This window comes from Brevibacterium album DSM 18261, assembly GCF_000426445.1.
In the GTDB taxonomy this organism is placed as follows: domain Bacteria; phylum Actinomycetota; class Actinomycetes; order Actinomycetales; family Brevibacteriaceae; genus Brevibacterium; species Brevibacterium album.
The window spans coordinates 289,774-304,931 of record NZ_KE384526.1; the positions used below are offsets into that span (position 1 = coordinate 289,774).

Below are 15,158 nucleotides of genomic sequence, written 5' to 3' on the forward strand. Positions count from 1 at the left end.
GAAATGGACCCGTACCACGTCAGCGAAATCCACAGAGAGGACCGAGCAGTGGCACGCACGATTGCAATCGACCGAAGCATCGCCGAGAATGCACTGCCGGTGATTCGCGGAGTGGTTCACCCTTTCGCGGAGGAGCTTGCGGGCGAGATCAGGGATGAGCTGGACAGGACGGAGCAGGCCAAGCCGCAGGACGCCCGCCTCAATCATGCCACCCTGCGCCGGGTGCTTAGGCTCGCGCGCTCGTGCGCCGAGGACAAGGCTGACAGCATCGCCGAGCTGGTTCCGGGCTCTACCGATCTCGCCCGCGCCTACACCGCCGCGCGGGATTACGCGGAGCTGGCGGAGGACTGGCGGGCTATTGAGGCGGCGTACGCCGCTCTGGCGGGGGTGTGAGTCGAGATGGACTCCAGCAACGTCGTAGCCGCCGTAGCGGCGCTCGTTCACGATTGGTCGGTGTCTCAGCCCTGGGAGGATCACCGGCTGTTCTCCGGGCTGACGTGCACCGAGGCCGAGTCTCTGGCCGAGGTGTTCCGAGCACTGGGTGCGGATGCCGTGGCGCGCCACGTGATCGAGGCGCACGCCGCCGGAGACAACGAGCCTGACGACCAGCACCACGATCTGTTTCTAGTACTCGAAAGGGGCGAGTGAGCCGTGACCGTCAAGCGACTGATCGAGCTGCTGAGCGACCTCAATCCGAGCGCACTGGTGTATATCGGCAACGACCAGGATGAGGAGGCCTCATGGAATGTAGATGCGGACTTCGTCTCGGCGCCGTATCCCACTGCCGTGGTGATCGAAGGATGGTCCGCGCCGGAATGGAGGGATGAGTAATGGCCGACGAGAGGAGGCTTTTTGAAGCGCTCTACTACGCCGGAATGCTGGACCGCATCGAGTATGCGGTGATCGTTAACGGCGAAGTCGTGACCGCATCGAAGGTGGAGGCCAGCGCACTAGCCATTGCAAACGCCTATGCGGATGAGCACGAAGACGTTAGCATAGTGCCGTTCGTGCAGGCTAAGGCGGTGGAAATCAAGGGCGAGGCACTGCCCATTATGTAACGCACATTCGTTATAGGTCCGTCAGCCGGAGGCTGTACGGCCAAGGGCGCGGAGTATTCCGCGCACGCAGGTAAGGCGCTTAGGAAACGATTCCTAGGCGCTTTTCTTGTGTCGATTAGCGTTAGCTAATCTCCCGGCGGGCATTCCTGGAATGCCGCGCGTGCGTCGCATAGCGAATGCATTCTTTACTCGAAGGAGGAAATAGAAGTGACCCGTGAGCGATTGGCGAGGCTGGTTCTTACCCTGCTGGTGCTGACGATGTGCGCATCGTGCACCGGCTACATCTACGGCACCGCGAGTGCGAACACCCGCGCCGAGGAGTGCTCGGCAGCGGTGAAAGCGGCGATGGACGACTGGCAGGGCGTTGACGGCGCGGCGATGCGTTTTGCCGACCACGCCAGCAGGTGCGACCCGTGATAGGGGCGCTTATCCTGCTCGCGGTTGTCGTATGCCCATTGGTGCTTGTGACGGGGATGGCGGTTGTGCATGTACTCGAGATCTACCCCCGGAGTCGGAAGATTCCCCGCAGAAAAGCGCGTCAGCTTCAGCTTGAGGATGATATAGACCGGCTTGAGCGTGAGCTAGAAATAGGGCGGTACGAGCGGGATATAGGCGCAGAGATTCACCGCGAAGAGGTGCGGCAAGGCGTTTATGACGGGGTTTACGGGCCTGAAACTCGGTTCTCCGCAGGAGGATTAATCGTCGCCGGGACAATTAGGGCGGATGCGATAACAGCAAAGTGCATTCGCCCTCCCATCCAATTCTCAATCGGCCCGGATGGAGAAAAGGCAGAGGTAAGGAGCTGGGAATGATGGACAGAGAAACGCAGATAGCGCTAGAAGGAGAGACAGCATGAGAAACTACACAACCGGGGATTTCAAGAACGCCACACTGGCGATTAGGGGCAGCGGAGACGTTGCGCGCCGGTCCGACCCGGACGATGCGCTGGAATGGCGTGTCTGGGTGGAGGAAGCTTTCGACTGCGGCTGGCACAACGACGCGAGCATGGCCAAGGATGGCTGGACCCCGATGCAGGAGCAGTCGGACCTCAGCATGGACGCGCTCGAAGCCGCGTACGAGGCGGCAGAGGAGGTGCCAGAGTACTCCCGCGCAGCCAACCCGGGAGACACGCTGATCCGCCTCTGCGGTGATCGCGCGAGCGTATGGGTCACCAGGGACGGCTACTGCACGGAAGGCGTCCGCATCCTCCGCCCCGCCCCGCGCCCGCTGACCGAGGCCGAGAAGATTCAGGAGATCCTGAACGATCTCAGCGGCGCAGGCTTCATGGTGGACCCCGTGCTGCTCTCGCGGCATCTCGCCGAGCACGGCGTGCGGGTGGTGAGCAGCGATGGCGAGTAACGAGAGGCTGGCGCAGATCGGTGCGGAGTCGGCGAAGAGCTTTCCGCCGGACCGTCGACCAGAGCGGCTCGCCTTCGCCCTCGGAGCACTCTGGGCCGATGCGAACCCCCAGCTGCGCACGATCACGCGGGCGAGACTGCTCCAGCTCCAGGACGAGGCGGATTACTGGACGAGGCGAGGCAACCCAATGAACGTCGGCGCGCTGCTCGCGTCCATCGGGATCGAGGTGACCGACTGATGGAGCTGCGGGACCGAATCGCGCGAGCACTACTCATCGGTGGCGAATGCACGCCCGAGGAGGCGGACCGCATCGTAGAGCAGGAGTCGCTGTGCGACTCGTGGCGGCTCGACCAGGCGCACCACGAGGCTGACGCCGTGATCGAGGCGCTAGGGCTAACGGAGGAGCGCGGGGTCCGATCGTTCGTAGCACCCACCATCCGCTACGTCACGCCGTGGGAGGCCGTATGACGTGGTGGCTGATCGGCGGGTACGTGCTCGGCGCGGCGGTGACGGTGTTCGTAATCATCGCCGCGATGTTCGCGACGGGCGGCGAGCCCGATGAGGAGGACGTTGTGCCTGTCGGCCTCGCGGCGCTGTTCTGGCCCATCACCGTCGTCTTTTTTGGCGTCGTGGGCGCCGCTGTTGGCATCTACTCAGCGGCACGGGCGCTCGGAACAAAGATCAGAGAAAGGAAGCGCTGATGGCGACGCTAATCGGCAGCCGCGCCATGCGGCACTGGTTCCCCGACGCACGGGAACCGCGAGGGGATTGGGACTTCCACTCCCCCGAGCAGGAGAGCATCATCGCCATCCCCGGCACGATTGTCGACCAGTTCGTCGACGAGAGACTCGGAGCGTGGGACTGGGGCTCGATCGCCACACCGGATGAGCTCTACACCATGAAGATCTCCCACTCGTTCTGGGAGATCGGCGGAGAGCGGGGATGGGACAAGCACGCGGCGGACATCGTCTTCCTCGAGCGGAAGGGCGCGGCGTTCATCCGCGAGCTGTACGACATCCTCCTGCCCATCTGGAAGGAGCGGTACCGACGCAACCCGACGAACCTCGAGCAGAACGCCTCGATGTTCTTCGGCGACGCGGTCAATCGCCGCTACGACCACGACTCTCTTCACGCATCGGTGGCCTACTACGATCGCCCGCTGTTCGAGAGCATCCTCCGGGATGGTTCGGACGTAGCCGTCGACAACGCGAAGTTCTGGGCGATGGACTTCGACACCCAGATCCAGCTCGTGCGCGAAGAGATCTACGCGACCGCGCTTGAGCGGATCGTGATTCCGCGCGACTACGAGGTCAGCCCCCGGTGGGCTTACCACTGGGCGGTGCGCCGCACCGCTACGTCGCTCTTCAAAGGCGAGTGGGCGCTGTTCCTGATGCGCAACCTCGACCTGCTCATGAAGCCGGACTGCAACTACGTGCAGCGGCACCTCGACAACCAGGATCGCTTGATCCTGCTCGACACCCAGGAGACAGCATGACCGCAACCACCAACTACACCACCGACGAAGTCCTTGCCGCGCTGGCCGCGCGCGAGGAAATCGAGGACGCCGGCTACGGGGGCGAGCGAATCGACTGGTTCGACCTCGCACACCCACCTATCGCGTGTGACGCCGAGGGCAATGTCATCAGGAGCGAGAGCGGCTCCCTCGTGTACGAGGAGAACACCGTGAGCCTGCGGGGCGAGGACGTGCCCCTCAGCGTGGTGCACGAGACCGGGGGCGAGGAGCAGGGCTCGTACGCCTCGATCGTCATCGCGCTCGGATCGCAGTTCTTCCGCAAAGAGGGCTACTACGCCTCGCACTACGGCGCAGACTGGGACGGCAGCTTCCACGAAGTGGAGCCGCGACAGGTCGTCGTCACCGAGTACAAGCGCGTGCGCGGCTGAGCGGGCAGGAGGGGGCGACATGATCGAGGTAGAGGCCGGGCGCATCACGGTCACGTACGGACTCGCCGCCGATGGCGAGCCGCTGGTAGGTGTGTCCACGGAGGGCGATCTGGACCTCATCACGCAGCTCGGCGCGCTCCGGATGGCCGAGGACACGCTGATCTGCGAGGCGATGGAGGTGGGTGAGCTATGAGCCTCGAAGAGAAGGCTGCGATGCTGCGCGCATCGACCGCTCGCTACGAGGTGAGCCGCATCCTTGCCGGCGCCCTCGGCTACGAGGCCTACCAGCCCGGTGAGCCGGGCTACGTCGAGGGTGAGGAGACGTACATTACCGGCGACCATACGGTTGAGACGCTGGCCGAGGAGGCCGCGGAACTCATCGCGGTCCTGCGTGCGAACGCCCGCGAGGCCCTGCTCTCGGAGGAGACCGTGGAGCGGGCGGCACGGGCGCTCTGGTACGGGGGTGAGTCCCCAGACGACCCAGGGACGACCGCATGGGAGGACGCGCCGGAGAAGTTACGCGAGAGCATTCGCCAAGTGGCCCGCGCGGTCCTGACTGCCGCGCTCGGAGAGGAGGGGAAGTGATGGAGAACTACCGCGGCCTGATCGAGTCCACGCGAGTGCGCCTGGAGACGGGCCTGAACCCGGACGGTCGGCAGGTGTACATCCGCGATGACGAGGCTCGTATGAAAGCCCTCGCCGACGCACTCGAGGTACTGCTCGGAGAGGAGGAGTGATGAGCTGGGGATCGTTCTGGATCGGCGTCGCCGCCATCCCAGCCCTGCTGGTAGCCCTCGCGATCCTGGGCGTCGCGCTCTACTGGGCGGCAGTCGGGCTCGTGTGGGTCGCGGGCAGGATCAAGGACAAGGCGAAGGTGAACGTCAACGCGCACCGAGAGGGATTGGCCGCGTGGGTGCTCTCCCGTGGCGGGCGGAGCATGTACGGCTACATCGGCCCGCTCGCGGTCATCCTCAGCGTCGGCAAGCCGACCATGACGCGGGGTGAGCAGTGGGAGCTGCGGGGCGAGCTGGAGCGGAACATCACGATGACGAGGAAGGTGAGCAAGCTATGAGCAACGAAGCGACAGTTGGCACCGTCGATTGGGACGGTAAGACCTACGAAATCGACTGGCCCCACGACCTGGACGACGACACTCGGCGCAGTGAGGACATGGGTGCGATCTATCTGGACGGTGAGCAGGTGGGTGAGTGCTGTGCGCAGTTCGGGGAGCGATTCACCTCCGCAGACCAGGTGATCGACGCCGCCTACAGGGTGATTCGGTACGGAGATACTGATGACCAGGACTGATCCCCGCGCGTGGTTGGAGGAGCGGCATGCCCTCGCAGACGCGGCCAGGCAGATACCGTGGACGGTCGGCGAGGTGACCGAGTACGACTACGACGGCGCGCAGCGTCCGCAGGCGGCCGTCATGTCCTCCTCCCACGGGCCGATCACATGGGACGACCACGCCGGTGATGTGTTCGATCCTCCAGACGCCGCCTTCATCTCCGACGCCCGTTCCTCGGTCCCGGCGATGGCAGCCGCACTCACCGCCGTCCTAGACCTGCACCCGGATGTGCACGGCGAGTGCCACATGTGTAGCGACGAGCGGGGGCCGAAGCCCTTCCCCTGCCCCACTCGACGGGCGGTTGAGGCCGCGCTCGGAGGGGAGGGGTGATGGGCAGCCTCGCCTGGAAGACGCGCCCGCCTCGAAGACGCTCCGGCTCGTACCGCGACCCCGACCTCTCGGACCGGTGGCTGCGGGAAGCGCGGTGGCGAGCCGAGCGCGGTTGGCCCAACCTCGGGCTGAGGGACGCACGGAGGATCATCCTCCGTCTCGTGACGGAGGTCGAACGGATCAACAGAGAGACAGGACGATGAGCAGCGACGAGAACATCAGGCACCTCAGCCTGACCGCCGCGCAGATCGCCGTCGGGAGCATTGAGTTCCTAGACGTCGTGGAAGAGGCGGACGCCGGGGGCTATGCACTGACGGAGGACGAGATAGAGCAGGCGCATCGGCTCGCCTGCGACGCGAAGGTGGTGATCGAGTGATGAGCAACCAAGACCGCGTCAACGCCTGGAACCAGGCCGCGGGCAACTACGTAGGCGACGCGCCGCTCGAGGCGAATGCGGGAGACGTCTCCCCCATCGGGCTGCGCCGCAGCCTCCTCGAGGAGGAATTCGAGGAGACGGACTTCGCGCTTCGAGACCTCGAGGACTACGCCGCGTACGAGGACGAGACGTCGTATCGGCAAGCGATGATCGAGGTCGCCGACGGACTGGCCGATCTGCTGTACGTCGCGTACGGCATCGCCGGCTACCTGGGATTCGACCTCGACGAGGTGTTCGCCGAGGTGGCCCGGTCGAATGACTCGAAGATCGACTGGTCCACAGGCCGCGCGTGGGCGTACCGCGACGACGGGAAGATCACCAAGGACGACCACTACGAGGCCCCGCGGATCGAGGAGATCATCTACGGCTCGAGCAGCCGTTGATCGGAGCCGTGCTGTTCACCGTGTTCGTCGGTGTAGCCGCGGGCATCATCGGCGGGCTGTTCGGAGCCTTCATGACAGGCCTGGCCGACCAGGTCGGGTAGACACAAACAACACACCACCAGGAGCGCTGAGGCGCTCCTTTTCGCATTCAAGGAGAGAAGACATGGCAGAAGCATTCGATGCAGAGGGAATCGCGGGGCTCGCTCTCGCGGCAGTCGCGCTGGCCGGCGAGGACGTCATCGAGGCCCGCGACGGGATCATCTTCGGGCTGCGCAAGATCTGGGAGGACGCGCAGACCCAGGACGAGAACCCGTTCACCGAGGGGGACTTCCAGACCTTCGAGGAGATGGACGTCGTTCTCGCCGAGGTCGTCGAGCAGTGACCGTAGTTCGCGGGCGATTCGTCCCGCAGCACCAGGAGCCGGATCTGTGCACGCGCTGCGGCATCAGCCTCGGCGACGAGCCGGAAGATGCGGGAGGCGGGCTCGACTCCATAGACGCCCCCTTCGCTCCGGGCGCGCACCGGCTGGACATCGGCGATGTGCAGCCCGAGACCGCGGAGCGCGAGTACTGCGCCGACTGCGACTACCCCGAGCTGCGCCTCGCCGAGCACGGGCGCGGGATCCTCCGCGCCCCGGCGCCGGCCTTCTTGGCCGCGGCTGCATAGGAGAGAGATGGACAAGCGATACCACATCTACTGGTCCGACGATGACCGCGCGATCTCTGGATCGTGCTGCAACGTCCCCGAGCACCAGTTGCCCGACGCCCTCGCGTCAGCATTCCGCTGGGCCTACGGCGACGAGCTGATGCACGAGCTCCCGCTCGATTCGTGGGAGGCGAACGCCGAGCTCGTCGTAGAGGCGCTCGAGGTCCGGGACATCGCGTCTTACGGACGCATCCAGGTAGCGGAGTCCCCCGAGGACTTCTGGGTCAACTAAGGAGAGAAATGGAAAACGCAGAACTGAACGAAGCAGAGATCAACGAGGCGCTCGAGGCCCTCATGCCCGCGCTTGACGACGAGGCAATCGTCGACCTGCAGCTTGTGTTCGTCGGGGTGCTGCTCAGGGCGATGGGGTACGAGCTGACCGCCGAGGGGCACGAGACCGCTCGCAAGGTCGCCGAGCGTCGCTTGGAGGGCTACAGCCGCCGCGAAGGGGGTCAGCGATGATCGACGTCCTGCGAGAGGTCAGCTGGAAGGTCGACTCGATCGTGCCGCCGCTTGACTGCGAGACCTGCGGCCCTTCGCGCGACAACCTCTCCATCACCCTCTACAGCGGCCGAGAGCTGGATTGCTCCATCAACACCGGGTGCTACGGAGGCAACTACGAGCTGGTCTACGACCTCGACTCCTTTATCGAGTGGCTCGACCATAACGCCGAGGGGTTCATCTCCGACGAGGACCGCCTGGAGCTCATAGCCCAGGTGGAGGCGGAGTGGGAAGCGGGCGCATTCTCGGACGCGATGCCGGCGTTCAGTCAGCCTATCGGCTTTCAGGCGAACGTAGTGGGGGACAGATGAACGAAGAAGTCATTCGACTAACCGCGGTGGATGAGGCGCAGATCGCCGCGGGGAGCATGGAACTCCCGGACATCATAAAAGAAGTTGACACTCGAGGGTCTCGCCTCACGGAGGAGAAGCTCAAGTGGGCGCACAACCTCGCCCGCAGCGCGAAGGTGGTGCTGCCAGATGACTGACATCCAGCTCAGGTCGGACATGGGAGTCTCATATGTGCATCACATGGGCTCCGACCAGATGATCGCGGACGCCGCGCGGGTGTCCACAAGGACGGACGGCGAGGAGCGTCCGCACGAGGCACTGGTGCGGAGGCTCTGGACGGACGGTCACACCAGCCCGTTCGAACACACCGCGCTGACCGTTCGGGCGGAGGTTCCGATCTTCGTCGCCCGCGAGTGGATGCGTCACAGGACACAGGCGTTCAACGAGGTCAGCGGCAGGTACTCGGAGCTGGAGCCGGTGTTCTATCTGCCGGGGGATGACCGTCCTCTGGTGCAGTCGGGTAAGGCAATGGACTACCGGCGGGAGGCGGGGGATGCGGATCAGGCCGATCGGACGGACGCCGCGCATTCACTCCGGGCTATCGAGTCCTGGCGCTGGTATCAGGTTCTGCTCAATAACGGCATCGCGCGGGAGGTTGCTCGCAATGTCCTCCCCGTCAGTCTGTACACGAGCTTCTACGCGACGGCCAACCTCAACAACTGGCTGAAGTTCCTGACGCTCAGGACGGACGAGACGGCGCTATACGAAATCAGGGAGGCGGCTTCTCAGGTTGAGGCGATCATCGCTGACCTGTGGCCGGTTACCTACGGCGCATGGAGAGGGAAGGCGTAACGATGGCGCTCGAAAGCATCGAAGGAACCGATGACTGGATCGAAGTCATCATGGAGGAGGATGACTCCCTCTGCTACGAGTGGGATGAGTTCCGGGCGTTCTACTCACCATCGGAGGGCGTCTACTACTACGCCTCTGCGAGTGGCTGCTCGTGCTGGTGGTACTGGGACGACTTCACATCTGCCTCCGACTTCCAGGTCGGGGACCTATCGCAGGTCGTAGACAGCCTCCAGGGCTGGAATCGAGGGCGGAACGGGGGAGCCAAGACGAGCCTCGGCACTCCGGTCGAGATTAAGCGCGCGGTGAGAGAGCTCATCCAAAGCGCGTGAGTTCAAAAGCAGAGGCCGTTCAGGTTTCCTGAACGGTTGAACACGAAGGGCGGTGCAATACCGCCCTTTTTCTATGCGCGAAAGGAGTGACTGATGACGAAGCTCGAAGACATCCTCGACATGCACATGCGGTTCATGCACGGCGGCAAGGGCCTGCCTGACGTCGATCCGCGGAAGATCAACCCCGAACCGGTCATCGAACCCTACGCACCGGACCTCTCGAAGCCGCCTGTCTACCTCGTCGACATCGACGGGACGGTGGCGCTGAGGGGAGACCGCGACATCTACGACGGGTCCAAGGCGCACCTCGACACCGTGAACAGCCCGGTGGCGTGGGTGCTCGATTCGCTGGTGCTGGCGCTGGAGTGCGATCTCGTGTTCGTCTCCGGCCGATCGGATGAGCATCGCGAGGTCACTGAGCGGTGGCTCGAGGAGAACGTCTTCGACCATGCGGGCCTGTTCATGCGCCGAGCCGGCGACAACCGCAGAGACTCCATCGTCAAGCTCGAGCTGTTCAACGAGCACATCCGGAACAACTACAACGTCCTCGGCGTCTTCGACGACCGCAACCAAGTCGTCGAGATGTGGCGCGAGCTGGGGCTGACGTGCTTCCAGGTCGCCGAGGGCAACTTCTGAGAGGAGAGAGATGAAGCCGAGGAAGATCCTCGCAGCCGGCGCCCTCGCGGTCGCCGGCTTTTTCATGGCCGGATGCGCGACAGGCCAGGGCGAATCCCCGCTCGAGCACATCGGGGTCGTCGAGGTCGAGATGAGCGACCGCACCGTCGAGTGCGTGAAGTGGAAAGTGGGCTACGCCGGCGGACTGCAGTGCGACTTCCAGGGAAGCGCGCAGTGAGCCTCAGCGCACCCGAAAGGGAGACCGTGGTCTCGGTCTCCGATGCTGATGAGCGGGTTCGCATCTGGACGGCCCAGCGCCGTCACATCAACAAGCTCAGGAAGAGCCCGAAGGCCGTCGAGGTCGCCTCGGGCCAGCACGACGGCTCCGAATGGGCGGCGTTCGAGGTGGATGCCGATCAGTGGAGTCCGGCCAGCGGCATCCGCCGCACCCGCAACCTCACGGACGAGCAGCGCGCCGCTGCGCGCGAGCGCCTCGCTCGAGCGAGAGAGAAAACCAACAAGGGAGACTGATTTGAACCGAATCGAGATCGACGAGAACACCAGCCTGCCGGCCCTGCCGCAGGGTTTCTTCTGGCGGGTGCGCCACCGCGCGCCCGTCCTGCACATCGAGGCCAGGCGGAAGCTTTGGATCGGGTCGAGCGTGGTCGACAGCGTGTCCCTGTCTTACCGCGAGCCCCGCACCGACGGAGAGACCGACATCGCGACGCGGATCATGGACGCCGCGGACGTGGTCTACAGGAACTCCAGGGCCATCCTCGGGTCCGAGAGGAGCGACGACCAGGCGGCGGCGTTCGTCGGCGACTACCCGCCGAAGAACCTTCTCGAGATCGAGACCCCGTGAGGGTCGCCGACTACGAGCGGTTGCCGAAGATGTTCGACCCGCCGGAGCAGCTCGAGATCGACCCCGATCTCATCGAGGAGCTGTTCCCCGGATCGGACCGAGCGTTCGAGGAGACACATGACCGATGAGATCAGAACCCGCGAGGTGCTGGATGCGATCCACGCGAGCCTCACGTCCGCGCGAGCGGCGTTCGCCTCTATAGACGACCCGAGCGGAGAGGCCGGGGCGATGATCGAAGGCTTCTCCGCGGGGCTGAAGTTCGCGATCAGCGAGGTTGAGCTGCACGACCCGGACACCAAATGGAAGTGGGCATCGCACGCATGATCGAGGCGACCCCGCACCCGCGGAAGCTCGCTGACGCCCTGGCGAACGCCGCGGCGATCAGCAAGGACTCGGAGTTCGTCGGGGTCAACGTCGCGGAGGCCGGCGCCGGGTCGTGCGTCCGAGCCTACGGCCGAGGCCGGTTCGTCATGGGCTCGGGCTACGCCTACGCCGGCGACCGGGAGGGCCAGGAGTTCGAATTCGACCCCGCGACGGAGGTCGCGATCGAGCCCGGAGAGGCCGGCGCACTGCAGACCGCGCTGCGCAAGCTCAGCTCGGCGCGGGATGCGAAAGTGCTGGTCCAGGTCGACGGCGAAAGCCTGGTCGTCATGGACGGAGGCACCGAGGTGTGCAACCTCGCGACCATCGCCCTCGACTGGGACGAGCGGTGCGACATCGACCGCGAGTGCAGCCTCGCCATGCATCCCGACTGGGAGCTCGGACGGGACGGCTCGCCGCTGGTGCTTCACGCCGACGTGCTCACGACGCTGGGCAAGCTGCGACCGACGTCGACAGCGACGGCTCAGGTGCTCATAGCCATCGCGTTCCCGCTCGCGGGGAACACCGCGCACGTGCAGATCGGGCAGAGCTTCTACGGGCTGTTCGAGGCGATCAACACCGAGCGGATCACCGATCCGCACTGGAAGGAGGCGCTGACCTGGGCTAACGCTTAGGCGGCGTCCAATCAAGCGGCTCGAACTCCTTCGGGAACTTCCGGCGGACGCGGGCTTCGATCGGGCGGGCGTGCTCGTCGCACAACGCGACCAGGCCTTGATCCCCGCCCCGAGAGAACGTCCACTCCCGCCCGGGCTTGCCGCAGTACACACAATCCATACACGCAGAATAAAGGAGAGAGCGTGACCATCAAGAAGAAGACCAGCACCGTCGAACTCATCGACCTGATGTTCGACTGGGCCGAGGGGTCGATCTCGGTCCCCCGCATCGACCGGCTGTCGTTCGCGGCACTGAGCAACGCAGACTCGCCGGCAGGAATCATCCGGATCCTGGAGGACTACCTCGACGACGACGAACTCGAGTTCGTCCGATCGCTCAACGCCGACGAGTTTGGCGAGTTCGTACAGTCCTGGGTGGATCGTACGAAAGACCTTCAGGAGCTCGACGCCGAGGATGAGCTCGACCTCGATGACGGGCTGCGAGCGCTGCTGGATGACGAGCCGACCGAGATCGCCGAGCCGCGCGACGGCGATGACAACCTCGGCGCTCCGCTGACCGCCGAGGAGAAGAGCCGGATCGACGCGTTCTATTCCACCGAGAAGGGCGCGTACGTCGCAATCTCCGCAGCGCTCTTGGGTGTCGACCCGTTCGACCCCGCCTTCGTGCGCGGAGTTCTCGAGGGCTAGGCGCAGCGCAACGCTCGTACCTTCTACACGTTCCTGGGCTACAATCCACTCATGCACCTCTTCAACAACCATGCCGCAAATCGGCTAGAGAGAGATGAGTGATGCCCGTACAAAGGAAACTGCCGGACATCGAAGAACTCAAAGAACTCCGATCGCAGGGCCTCACCCTGAAGGAGATCGCGGCAATGTTCGATGTATCCCACCAGGCCGTTTCGAACGCGTTCGCCCGCGCGCGCGAAGGATCGGGCTCGTCCCGGACCTACCACAGCTTCACGCCGTGGAAGAAAATCGAACGGCAGCACCAGAGTGCACAGGTCATGCAGTTCCTCCGGTCGGGGGACCTGATCGCCCGGGGGAAGATCACCTCTCCCCTGGCGATCGAGGCGTACGAGCGCTGGGTTGACAAGCTCAACGAACTAGGTCTCGTGGTGTGCTACGACCCCGAGGCCCCGCCGAACGCTGCATCACAGGTCGGGGGGTTCTATTATAGAATCAGACGCGAGTCCGACCCCCCTGGCATCATGCAGGTGGACCCGTAGAGGCGAAGGCCCCAATCCGGGGCCTTCTTCCACATCTAGGGGGCGACTGGTCCACGCCCTACGAAAGGTGAGATATTGATTGGTGCAGAGCTCCACGAGGACTGTGAGGTCATCCTCGACGAGCCGAACATCGTGGTCTTCACGCACCCCGGCACCGGGACCACCGCGCTCTTGCGCATCGACGAGAACCTCGACCCCCTCGAGGGTGGGGATCCCAACGACTACGGCTACCTGCCCACGGAGATCTTCTGGGTCGACGACACGTTTCAGCTGATGCTCGCCGGGGTCATCCCGATCAGCGACATCATCCGGCACGCCGAGGGCCTGAGCGTGGAGGATGCCCTTGGCTGAGACGACGCTCGAGGTCCCCCGCTACCGCCAGCGCCGGTCGGTCAGTCAGCTGACCGGGTTCGTCCGCTGCGGGGAGGCGTACAGGCTCGAGAAGGCCGCCCGAGCACCCGCGCGTCCCGCCGCGTGGTTCATGATGGGCACCGCCGTGCACGGGGCAATCGAACACTACGAGCTCAATCACCGAGCGGCGTCTGCCGACGAGATCGGACAGCTCGCCGTGCTCGAGTACGACCAGCTCATCGACGATGCGATGGAGCGGGAGCCCAACCCAGCCCGCTGGCTCACCGGCGGCAACAAGAAGGGAGAGAACGACATCCGCGACAGGCGGATTCGAACGGGAGAGTACGCCGAGGCGTACGTTCGATTCGCCGAAGCCCACTCCGAGGAGTGGAGGATCCTGCAACTCGGAGACCAGCCCGCAGTCGAGCTCGAGTTCACCGTCGACTTCGGCGGCGTCCAGGTGCTCGGCTACATCGACCAGGTCCGTCACTACCGCGACGGACGCATCGAGCCGGTCGACATCAAGACCGGCAGCCGCAAGCAGGACAGCTCGTTCCAGCTCGCCATCTACGCTCACGCGATCAACGCCAACCTCGGCGTTCTGCCGATCGTCGGGAGCTTCTGGGAGGCGAAGCACGAGGCGGACAGCACGATGCCGCTCGGCGGATGGAGCAAAGAGCTGCTCGACGACATGTTCAGCCGGTTCGATCAGGCTGAGCGGCAGGCGCTCTACGTCCCCAACCCGGGAGACGCCTGCAGGACATGCCCGGTAGCCGACTACTGCCGGGTGAACGGCGTCCCCGACCTCGCATCGGAGTACGCCGGCACGTTCGAACGCGTTTAGCGACACGTTCGCGAGCAGCAAGCAACACACCACCAGGAGCGCTGAGGCGCTCCTTTTCGCATTCAAGGAGAGCAATTGACCGAAGCCAACTTCTCGTTCACCACGAAGATCGACGGCGACCTGTTCACCGTCCGGGGCAACTCGGTGGAGGAGTTCGGGGCCAACGTCCAGGCCGCGACGAACTCCGGCATCGGCGCGTCGATCAAGCAGATGGTGCAGGCGACGAACGACGCGGCGGCGTTGAACACCCACCTCGACGCCACGCCGGCGAACCCGCCCCAGACCGAGGCCTACCAGCCCCCTCAGCAGCAGCAGCAGCAGTACCAGCAGCCGCAGCAGCAGGCCGCTCCCCCAGCCGCTGATTCGCAGAGCCCGTGGGGGCAGCCGGCCGGCGCCCCGATGAGCGGGCAGGGCGCTTGGGGCGCCCCTGCGCAGGCGCCGCAGGGCTGGGCCCAGCAGCCCTCTGCCGCGGGCCAGGATGCATGGAAGCACGATGCCAGCATCCAGCCTCCCCACCTGCAGCCGCCGATGACCCCGTTCGGACCGGCCAAGTACAAGGGCGGCATCGGCAAGAACAATCGCCCGTACCGCATGTGGGTTGACCCCCGCCCGTGGTCGCAGATCAAGAACCTGCCGAAGGACCAGCAGTTCGAGTCGGTGTTCATCCGCGACTCGGATCTCGGCATCTGACCACGAGCAAACGGGAAGAACAGGGCGGACTCCGGTCCGCCCTTTGTGTTCCCCCAGGAGGGAGGTAAGTGCAGAGCCTAGT

General features: G+C 64.8%; 40 protein-coding genes. All 40 read left to right on the top strand.

Translation table 11 applies throughout. The annotated features are described in order from the left end of the window. Positions 1-3: 3 nt before the first annotated feature. The 40 genes from K318_RS0114825 to K318_RS0115020 all read left to right on the top strand — a co-directional run bounded on the left by K318_RS0114825 (position 4) and on the right by K318_RS0115020 (position 15,076). On the top strand, positions 4-393 hold the full coding sequence (locus K318_RS0114825) for a hypothetical protein (protein WP_029090053.1): 390 nt from the start codon (positions 4-6) through the stop codon (positions 391-393). Positions 394-453: 60 nt separating this feature from the next. Further along, positions 454-648: a hypothetical protein gene (locus K318_RS0114830; RefSeq protein WP_156914040.1), complete on the top strand. Its 195-nt coding sequence runs from the start codon at positions 454-456 to the stop codon at positions 646-648. Between the two features lie 3 nt (positions 649-651). Further along, a complete protein-coding gene (locus K318_RS0114835; RefSeq protein ID WP_029090055.1) occupies positions 652-831 on the top strand; it encodes a hypothetical protein in 180 nt (59 codons plus the stop codon). Continuing rightward, positions 831-1,058 (top strand): hypothetical protein, encoded by a 228-nt coding sequence (locus K318_RS0114840; protein ID WP_029090056.1) that lies wholly within the window; start codon positions 831-833, stop codon positions 1,056-1,058. Before K318_RS0114835 ends, K318_RS0114840 begins: the two co-directional genes overlap by 1 nt. Before the next feature lie 207 nt (positions 1,059-1,265). After that, complete coding sequence (locus K318_RS0114845) at positions 1,266-1,475, top strand: hypothetical protein (RefSeq protein ID WP_029090057.1); 210 nt, start codon at positions 1,266-1,268, stop codon at positions 1,473-1,475. Continuing rightward, the gene (locus tag K318_RS24820; protein ID WP_156914042.1) at positions 1,472-1,870 is read left to right on the top strand and encodes a hypothetical protein; all 399 of its coding nucleotides are present in this window, start codon (positions 1,472-1,474) and stop codon (positions 1,868-1,870) included. The genes K318_RS0114845 and K318_RS24820 overlap by 4 nt, the downstream gene beginning before the upstream one ends. A gap of 40 nt (positions 1,871-1,910) precedes the next feature. Beyond that, positions 1,911-2,417 carry a hypothetical protein gene (locus K318_RS0114850; protein WP_029090058.1) on the top strand — a complete coding sequence of 169 codons (507 nt, stop codon included), beginning with the start codon at positions 1,911-1,913 and terminating at the stop codon, positions 2,415-2,417. Then, positions 2,407-2,655 (top strand): hypothetical protein, encoded by a 249-nt coding sequence (locus K318_RS0114855; protein ID WP_029090059.1) that lies wholly within the window; start codon positions 2,407-2,409, stop codon positions 2,653-2,655. Before K318_RS0114850 ends, K318_RS0114855 begins: the two co-directional genes overlap by 11 nt. Continuing rightward, positions 2,655-2,885, top strand: coding sequence for a hypothetical protein (locus K318_RS0114860; protein ID WP_029090060.1), 231 nt, complete (start codon positions 2,655-2,657; stop codon positions 2,883-2,885). Before K318_RS0114855 ends, K318_RS0114860 begins: the two co-directional genes overlap by 1 nt. Further along, entirely contained in the window at positions 2,882-3,118 is a 237-nt protein-coding gene (locus K318_RS0114865) for a hypothetical protein (protein WP_029090061.1), read from the top strand. Before K318_RS0114860 ends, K318_RS0114865 begins: the two co-directional genes overlap by 4 nt. Continuing rightward, positions 3,118-3,912, top strand: a complete 795-nt coding sequence (locus tag K318_RS0114870) for a DUF7275 domain-containing protein (protein ID WP_156914044.1) — start codon at positions 3,118-3,120, stop codon at positions 3,910-3,912. The genes K318_RS0114865 and K318_RS0114870 overlap by 1 nt, the downstream gene beginning before the upstream one ends. Continuing rightward, positions 3,909-4,319 carry a hypothetical protein gene (locus tag K318_RS0114875; protein ID WP_029090063.1) on the top strand — a complete coding sequence of 137 codons (411 nt, stop codon included), beginning with the start codon at positions 3,909-3,911 and terminating at the stop codon, positions 4,317-4,319. Before K318_RS0114870 ends, K318_RS0114875 begins: the two co-directional genes overlap by 4 nt. A 19-nt stretch (positions 4,320-4,338) precedes the next feature. After that, positions 4,339-4,512: a hypothetical protein gene (locus K318_RS24825; RefSeq protein WP_156914046.1), complete on the top strand. Its 174-nt coding sequence runs from the start codon at positions 4,339-4,341 to the stop codon at positions 4,510-4,512. Continuing rightward, positions 4,509-4,904, top strand: coding sequence for a hypothetical protein (locus tag K318_RS0114885; RefSeq protein WP_029090064.1), 396 nt, complete (start codon positions 4,509-4,511; stop codon positions 4,902-4,904). The genes K318_RS24825 and K318_RS0114885 overlap by 4 nt, the downstream gene beginning before the upstream one ends. Continuing rightward, on the top strand, positions 4,904-5,056 hold the full coding sequence (locus K318_RS24830) for a hypothetical protein (RefSeq protein WP_156914048.1): 153 nt from the start codon (positions 4,904-4,906) through the stop codon (positions 5,054-5,056). The genes K318_RS0114885 and K318_RS24830 overlap by 1 nt, the downstream gene beginning before the upstream one ends. Further along, on the top strand, positions 5,056-5,391 hold the full coding sequence (locus tag K318_RS0114895; protein WP_029090065.1) for a hypothetical protein: 336 nt from the start codon (positions 5,056-5,058) through the stop codon (positions 5,389-5,391). The genes K318_RS24830 and K318_RS0114895 overlap by 1 nt, the downstream gene beginning before the upstream one ends. Then, a complete protein-coding gene (locus tag K318_RS0114900) occupies positions 5,388-5,627 on the top strand; it encodes a hypothetical protein (RefSeq protein WP_029090066.1) in 240 nt (79 codons plus the stop codon). The genes K318_RS0114895 and K318_RS0114900 overlap by 4 nt, the downstream gene beginning before the upstream one ends. Beyond that, positions 5,614-5,997 carry a hypothetical protein gene (locus tag K318_RS0114905; RefSeq protein ID WP_029090067.1) on the top strand — a complete coding sequence of 128 codons (384 nt, stop codon included), beginning with the start codon at positions 5,614-5,616 and terminating at the stop codon, positions 5,995-5,997. The genes K318_RS0114900 and K318_RS0114905 overlap by 14 nt, the downstream gene beginning before the upstream one ends. 199 nt (positions 5,998-6,196) lie before the next feature. Continuing rightward, on the top strand, positions 6,197-6,373 hold the full coding sequence (locus K318_RS24835; protein ID WP_156914050.1) for a hypothetical protein: 177 nt from the start codon (positions 6,197-6,199) through the stop codon (positions 6,371-6,373). Next, complete coding sequence (locus K318_RS23905) at positions 6,373-6,816, top strand: nucleoside triphosphate pyrophosphohydrolase family protein (protein WP_051298070.1); 444 nt, start codon at positions 6,373-6,375, stop codon at positions 6,814-6,816. The genes K318_RS24835 and K318_RS23905 overlap by 1 nt, the downstream gene beginning before the upstream one ends. 163 nt (positions 6,817-6,979) lie before the next feature. Continuing rightward, the gene (locus K318_RS0114925; RefSeq protein WP_029090068.1) at positions 6,980-7,198 is read left to right on the top strand and encodes a hypothetical protein; all 219 of its coding nucleotides are present in this window, start codon (positions 6,980-6,982) and stop codon (positions 7,196-7,198) included. Next, on the top strand, positions 7,195-7,482 hold the full coding sequence (locus tag K318_RS0114930) for a hypothetical protein (RefSeq protein WP_029090069.1): 288 nt from the start codon (positions 7,195-7,197) through the stop codon (positions 7,480-7,482). The genes K318_RS0114925 and K318_RS0114930 overlap by 4 nt, the downstream gene beginning before the upstream one ends. A gap of 7 nt (positions 7,483-7,489) precedes the next feature. Further along, positions 7,490-7,753, top strand: a complete 264-nt coding sequence (locus K318_RS0114935) for a hypothetical protein (RefSeq protein WP_029090070.1) — start codon at positions 7,490-7,492, stop codon at positions 7,751-7,753. Positions 7,754-7,761: 8 nt separating this feature from the next. Further along, a complete protein-coding gene (locus K318_RS0114940; RefSeq protein ID WP_029090071.1) occupies positions 7,762-7,983 on the top strand; it encodes a hypothetical protein in 222 nt (73 codons plus the stop codon). After that, positions 7,980-8,333 carry a hypothetical protein gene (locus K318_RS0114945; protein WP_029090072.1) on the top strand — a complete coding sequence of 118 codons (354 nt, stop codon included), beginning with the start codon at positions 7,980-7,982 and terminating at the stop codon, positions 8,331-8,333. The genes K318_RS0114940 and K318_RS0114945 overlap by 4 nt, the downstream gene beginning before the upstream one ends. Further along, positions 8,330-8,509, top strand: coding sequence for a hypothetical protein (locus K318_RS24840; RefSeq protein WP_156914052.1), 180 nt, complete (start codon positions 8,330-8,332; stop codon positions 8,507-8,509). The genes K318_RS0114945 and K318_RS24840 overlap by 4 nt, the downstream gene beginning before the upstream one ends. Then, a complete protein-coding gene (gene thyX, locus K318_RS0114955) occupies positions 8,502-9,164 on the top strand; it encodes an FAD-dependent thymidylate synthase (protein ID WP_029090073.1) in 663 nt (220 codons plus the stop codon). The genes K318_RS24840 and thyX overlap by 8 nt, the downstream gene beginning before the upstream one ends. Before the next feature lie 2 nt (positions 9,165-9,166). After that, a complete protein-coding gene (locus K318_RS0114960) occupies positions 9,167-9,493 on the top strand; it encodes a DUF7574 domain-containing protein (RefSeq protein WP_029090074.1) in 327 nt (108 codons plus the stop codon). 93 nt (positions 9,494-9,586) lie between these two features. Beyond that, positions 9,587-10,129, top strand: a complete 543-nt coding sequence (locus K318_RS0114965; RefSeq protein WP_051298071.1) for a phosphatase domain-containing protein — start codon at positions 9,587-9,589, stop codon at positions 10,127-10,129. A gap of 10 nt (positions 10,130-10,139) precedes the next feature. After that, the gene (locus K318_RS0114970) at positions 10,140-10,346 is read left to right on the top strand and encodes a hypothetical protein (RefSeq protein ID WP_029090076.1); all 207 of its coding nucleotides are present in this window, start codon (positions 10,140-10,142) and stop codon (positions 10,344-10,346) included. After that, complete coding sequence (locus tag K318_RS0114975) at positions 10,343-10,639, top strand: hypothetical protein (RefSeq protein ID WP_029090077.1); 297 nt, start codon at positions 10,343-10,345, stop codon at positions 10,637-10,639. The genes K318_RS0114970 and K318_RS0114975 overlap by 4 nt, the downstream gene beginning before the upstream one ends. A 1-nt stretch (position 10,640) precedes the next feature. Further along, positions 10,641-10,970: a hypothetical protein gene (locus tag K318_RS0114980; RefSeq protein WP_029090078.1), complete on the top strand. Its 330-nt coding sequence runs from the start codon at positions 10,641-10,643 to the stop codon at positions 10,968-10,970. Continuing rightward, positions 10,967-11,098 carry a hypothetical protein gene (locus K318_RS25775; RefSeq protein WP_281170709.1) on the top strand — a complete coding sequence of 44 codons (132 nt, stop codon included), beginning with the start codon at positions 10,967-10,969 and terminating at the stop codon, positions 11,096-11,098. Before K318_RS0114980 ends, K318_RS25775 begins: the two co-directional genes overlap by 4 nt. Then, positions 11,088-11,294 (top strand): hypothetical protein, encoded by a 207-nt coding sequence (locus K318_RS0114990; protein WP_029090079.1) that lies wholly within the window; start codon positions 11,088-11,090, stop codon positions 11,292-11,294. Before K318_RS25775 ends, K318_RS0114990 begins: the two co-directional genes overlap by 11 nt. Beyond that, entirely contained in the window at positions 11,276-11,965 is a 690-nt protein-coding gene (locus K318_RS0114995) for a hypothetical protein (protein WP_029090080.1), read from the top strand. Before K318_RS0114990 ends, K318_RS0114995 begins: the two co-directional genes overlap by 19 nt. Before the next feature lie 183 nt (positions 11,966-12,148). Then, positions 12,149-12,652 (top strand): hypothetical protein, encoded by a 504-nt coding sequence (locus K318_RS0115000; RefSeq protein WP_029090081.1) that lies wholly within the window; start codon positions 12,149-12,151, stop codon positions 12,650-12,652. 101 nt (positions 12,653-12,753) lie between these two features. Beyond that, a complete protein-coding gene (locus K318_RS0115005) occupies positions 12,754-13,191 on the top strand; it encodes a helix-turn-helix domain-containing protein (protein ID WP_029090082.1) in 438 nt (145 codons plus the stop codon). A gap of 75 nt (positions 13,192-13,266) precedes the next feature. Continuing rightward, on the top strand, positions 13,267-13,542 hold the full coding sequence (locus tag K318_RS0115010) for a hypothetical protein (RefSeq protein WP_029090083.1): 276 nt from the start codon (positions 13,267-13,269) through the stop codon (positions 13,540-13,542). Next, positions 13,535-14,386 carry a RecB family exonuclease gene (locus tag K318_RS22310; RefSeq protein WP_051298072.1) on the top strand — a complete coding sequence of 284 codons (852 nt, stop codon included), beginning with the start codon at positions 13,535-13,537 and terminating at the stop codon, positions 14,384-14,386. Before K318_RS0115010 ends, K318_RS22310 begins: the two co-directional genes overlap by 8 nt. A gap of 75 nt (positions 14,387-14,461) precedes the next feature. After that, complete coding sequence (locus tag K318_RS0115020) at positions 14,462-15,076, top strand: hypothetical protein (protein WP_029090084.1); 615 nt, start codon at positions 14,462-14,464, stop codon at positions 15,074-15,076. Positions 15,077-15,158 lie beyond the last annotated feature (82 nt).

Coding starts and splice junctions, on each gene's coding strand:
- K318_RS0114825 (WP_029090053.1), top strand. CDS start 4: ATGGACCCGTACCACGTCAGCGAAATCCACAGAGAGGACCGAGCAGTG.
- K318_RS0114840 (WP_029090056.1), top strand. CDS start 831: ATGGCCGACGAGAGGAGGCTTTTTGAAGCGCTCTACTACGCCGGAATG.
- K318_RS0114850 (WP_029090058.1), top strand. CDS start 1,911: ATGAGAAACTACACAACCGGGGATTTCAAGAACGCCACACTGGCGATT.
- K318_RS0114855 (WP_029090059.1), top strand. CDS start 2,407: ATGGCGAGTAACGAGAGGCTGGCGCAGATCGGTGCGGAGTCGGCGAAG.
- K318_RS0114860 (WP_029090060.1), top strand. CDS start 2,655: ATGGAGCTGCGGGACCGAATCGCGCGAGCACTACTCATCGGTGGCGAA.
- K318_RS0114865 (WP_029090061.1), top strand. CDS start 2,882: ATGACGTGGTGGCTGATCGGCGGGTACGTGCTCGGCGCGGCGGTGACG.
- K318_RS0114870 (WP_156914044.1), top strand. CDS start 3,118: ATGGCGACGCTAATCGGCAGCCGCGCCATGCGGCACTGGTTCCCCGAC.
- K318_RS0114875 (WP_029090063.1), top strand. CDS start 3,909: ATGACCGCAACCACCAACTACACCACCGACGAAGTCCTTGCCGCGCTG.
- K318_RS24825 (WP_156914046.1), top strand. CDS start 4,339: ATGATCGAGGTAGAGGCCGGGCGCATCACGGTCACGTACGGACTCGCC.
- K318_RS0114885 (WP_029090064.1), top strand. CDS start 4,509: ATGAGCCTCGAAGAGAAGGCTGCGATGCTGCGCGCATCGACCGCTCGC.
- K318_RS24830 (WP_156914048.1), top strand. CDS start 4,904: ATGGAGAACTACCGCGGCCTGATCGAGTCCACGCGAGTGCGCCTGGAG.
- K318_RS0114895 (WP_029090065.1), top strand. CDS start 5,056: ATGAGCTGGGGATCGTTCTGGATCGGCGTCGCCGCCATCCCAGCCCTG.
- K318_RS0114900 (WP_029090066.1), top strand. CDS start 5,388: ATGAGCAACGAAGCGACAGTTGGCACCGTCGATTGGGACGGTAAGACC.
- K318_RS0114905 (WP_029090067.1), top strand. CDS start 5,614: ATGACCAGGACTGATCCCCGCGCGTGGTTGGAGGAGCGGCATGCCCTC.
- K318_RS24835 (WP_156914050.1), top strand. CDS start 6,197: ATGAGCAGCGACGAGAACATCAGGCACCTCAGCCTGACCGCCGCGCAG.
- K318_RS23905 (WP_051298070.1), top strand. CDS start 6,373: ATGAGCAACCAAGACCGCGTCAACGCCTGGAACCAGGCCGCGGGCAAC.
- K318_RS0114925 (WP_029090068.1), top strand. CDS start 6,980: ATGGCAGAAGCATTCGATGCAGAGGGAATCGCGGGGCTCGCTCTCGCG.
- K318_RS0114935 (WP_029090070.1), top strand. CDS start 7,490: ATGGACAAGCGATACCACATCTACTGGTCCGACGATGACCGCGCGATC.
- K318_RS0114940 (WP_029090071.1), top strand. CDS start 7,762: ATGGAAAACGCAGAACTGAACGAAGCAGAGATCAACGAGGCGCTCGAG.
- K318_RS0114945 (WP_029090072.1), top strand. CDS start 7,980: ATGATCGACGTCCTGCGAGAGGTCAGCTGGAAGGTCGACTCGATCGTG.
- K318_RS24840 (WP_156914052.1), top strand. CDS start 8,330: ATGAACGAAGAAGTCATTCGACTAACCGCGGTGGATGAGGCGCAGATC.
- thyX (WP_029090073.1), top strand. CDS start 8,502: ATGACTGACATCCAGCTCAGGTCGGACATGGGAGTCTCATATGTGCAT.
- K318_RS0114960 (WP_029090074.1), top strand. CDS start 9,167: ATGGCGCTCGAAAGCATCGAAGGAACCGATGACTGGATCGAAGTCATC.
- K318_RS0114965 (WP_051298071.1), top strand. CDS start 9,587: ATGACGAAGCTCGAAGACATCCTCGACATGCACATGCGGTTCATGCAC.
- K318_RS0114970 (WP_029090076.1), top strand. CDS start 10,140: ATGAAGCCGAGGAAGATCCTCGCAGCCGGCGCCCTCGCGGTCGCCGGC.
- K318_RS0114990 (WP_029090079.1), top strand. CDS start 11,088: ATGACCGATGAGATCAGAACCCGCGAGGTGCTGGATGCGATCCACGCG.
- K318_RS0115005 (WP_029090082.1), top strand. CDS start 12,754: ATGCCCGTACAAAGGAAACTGCCGGACATCGAAGAACTCAAAGAACTC.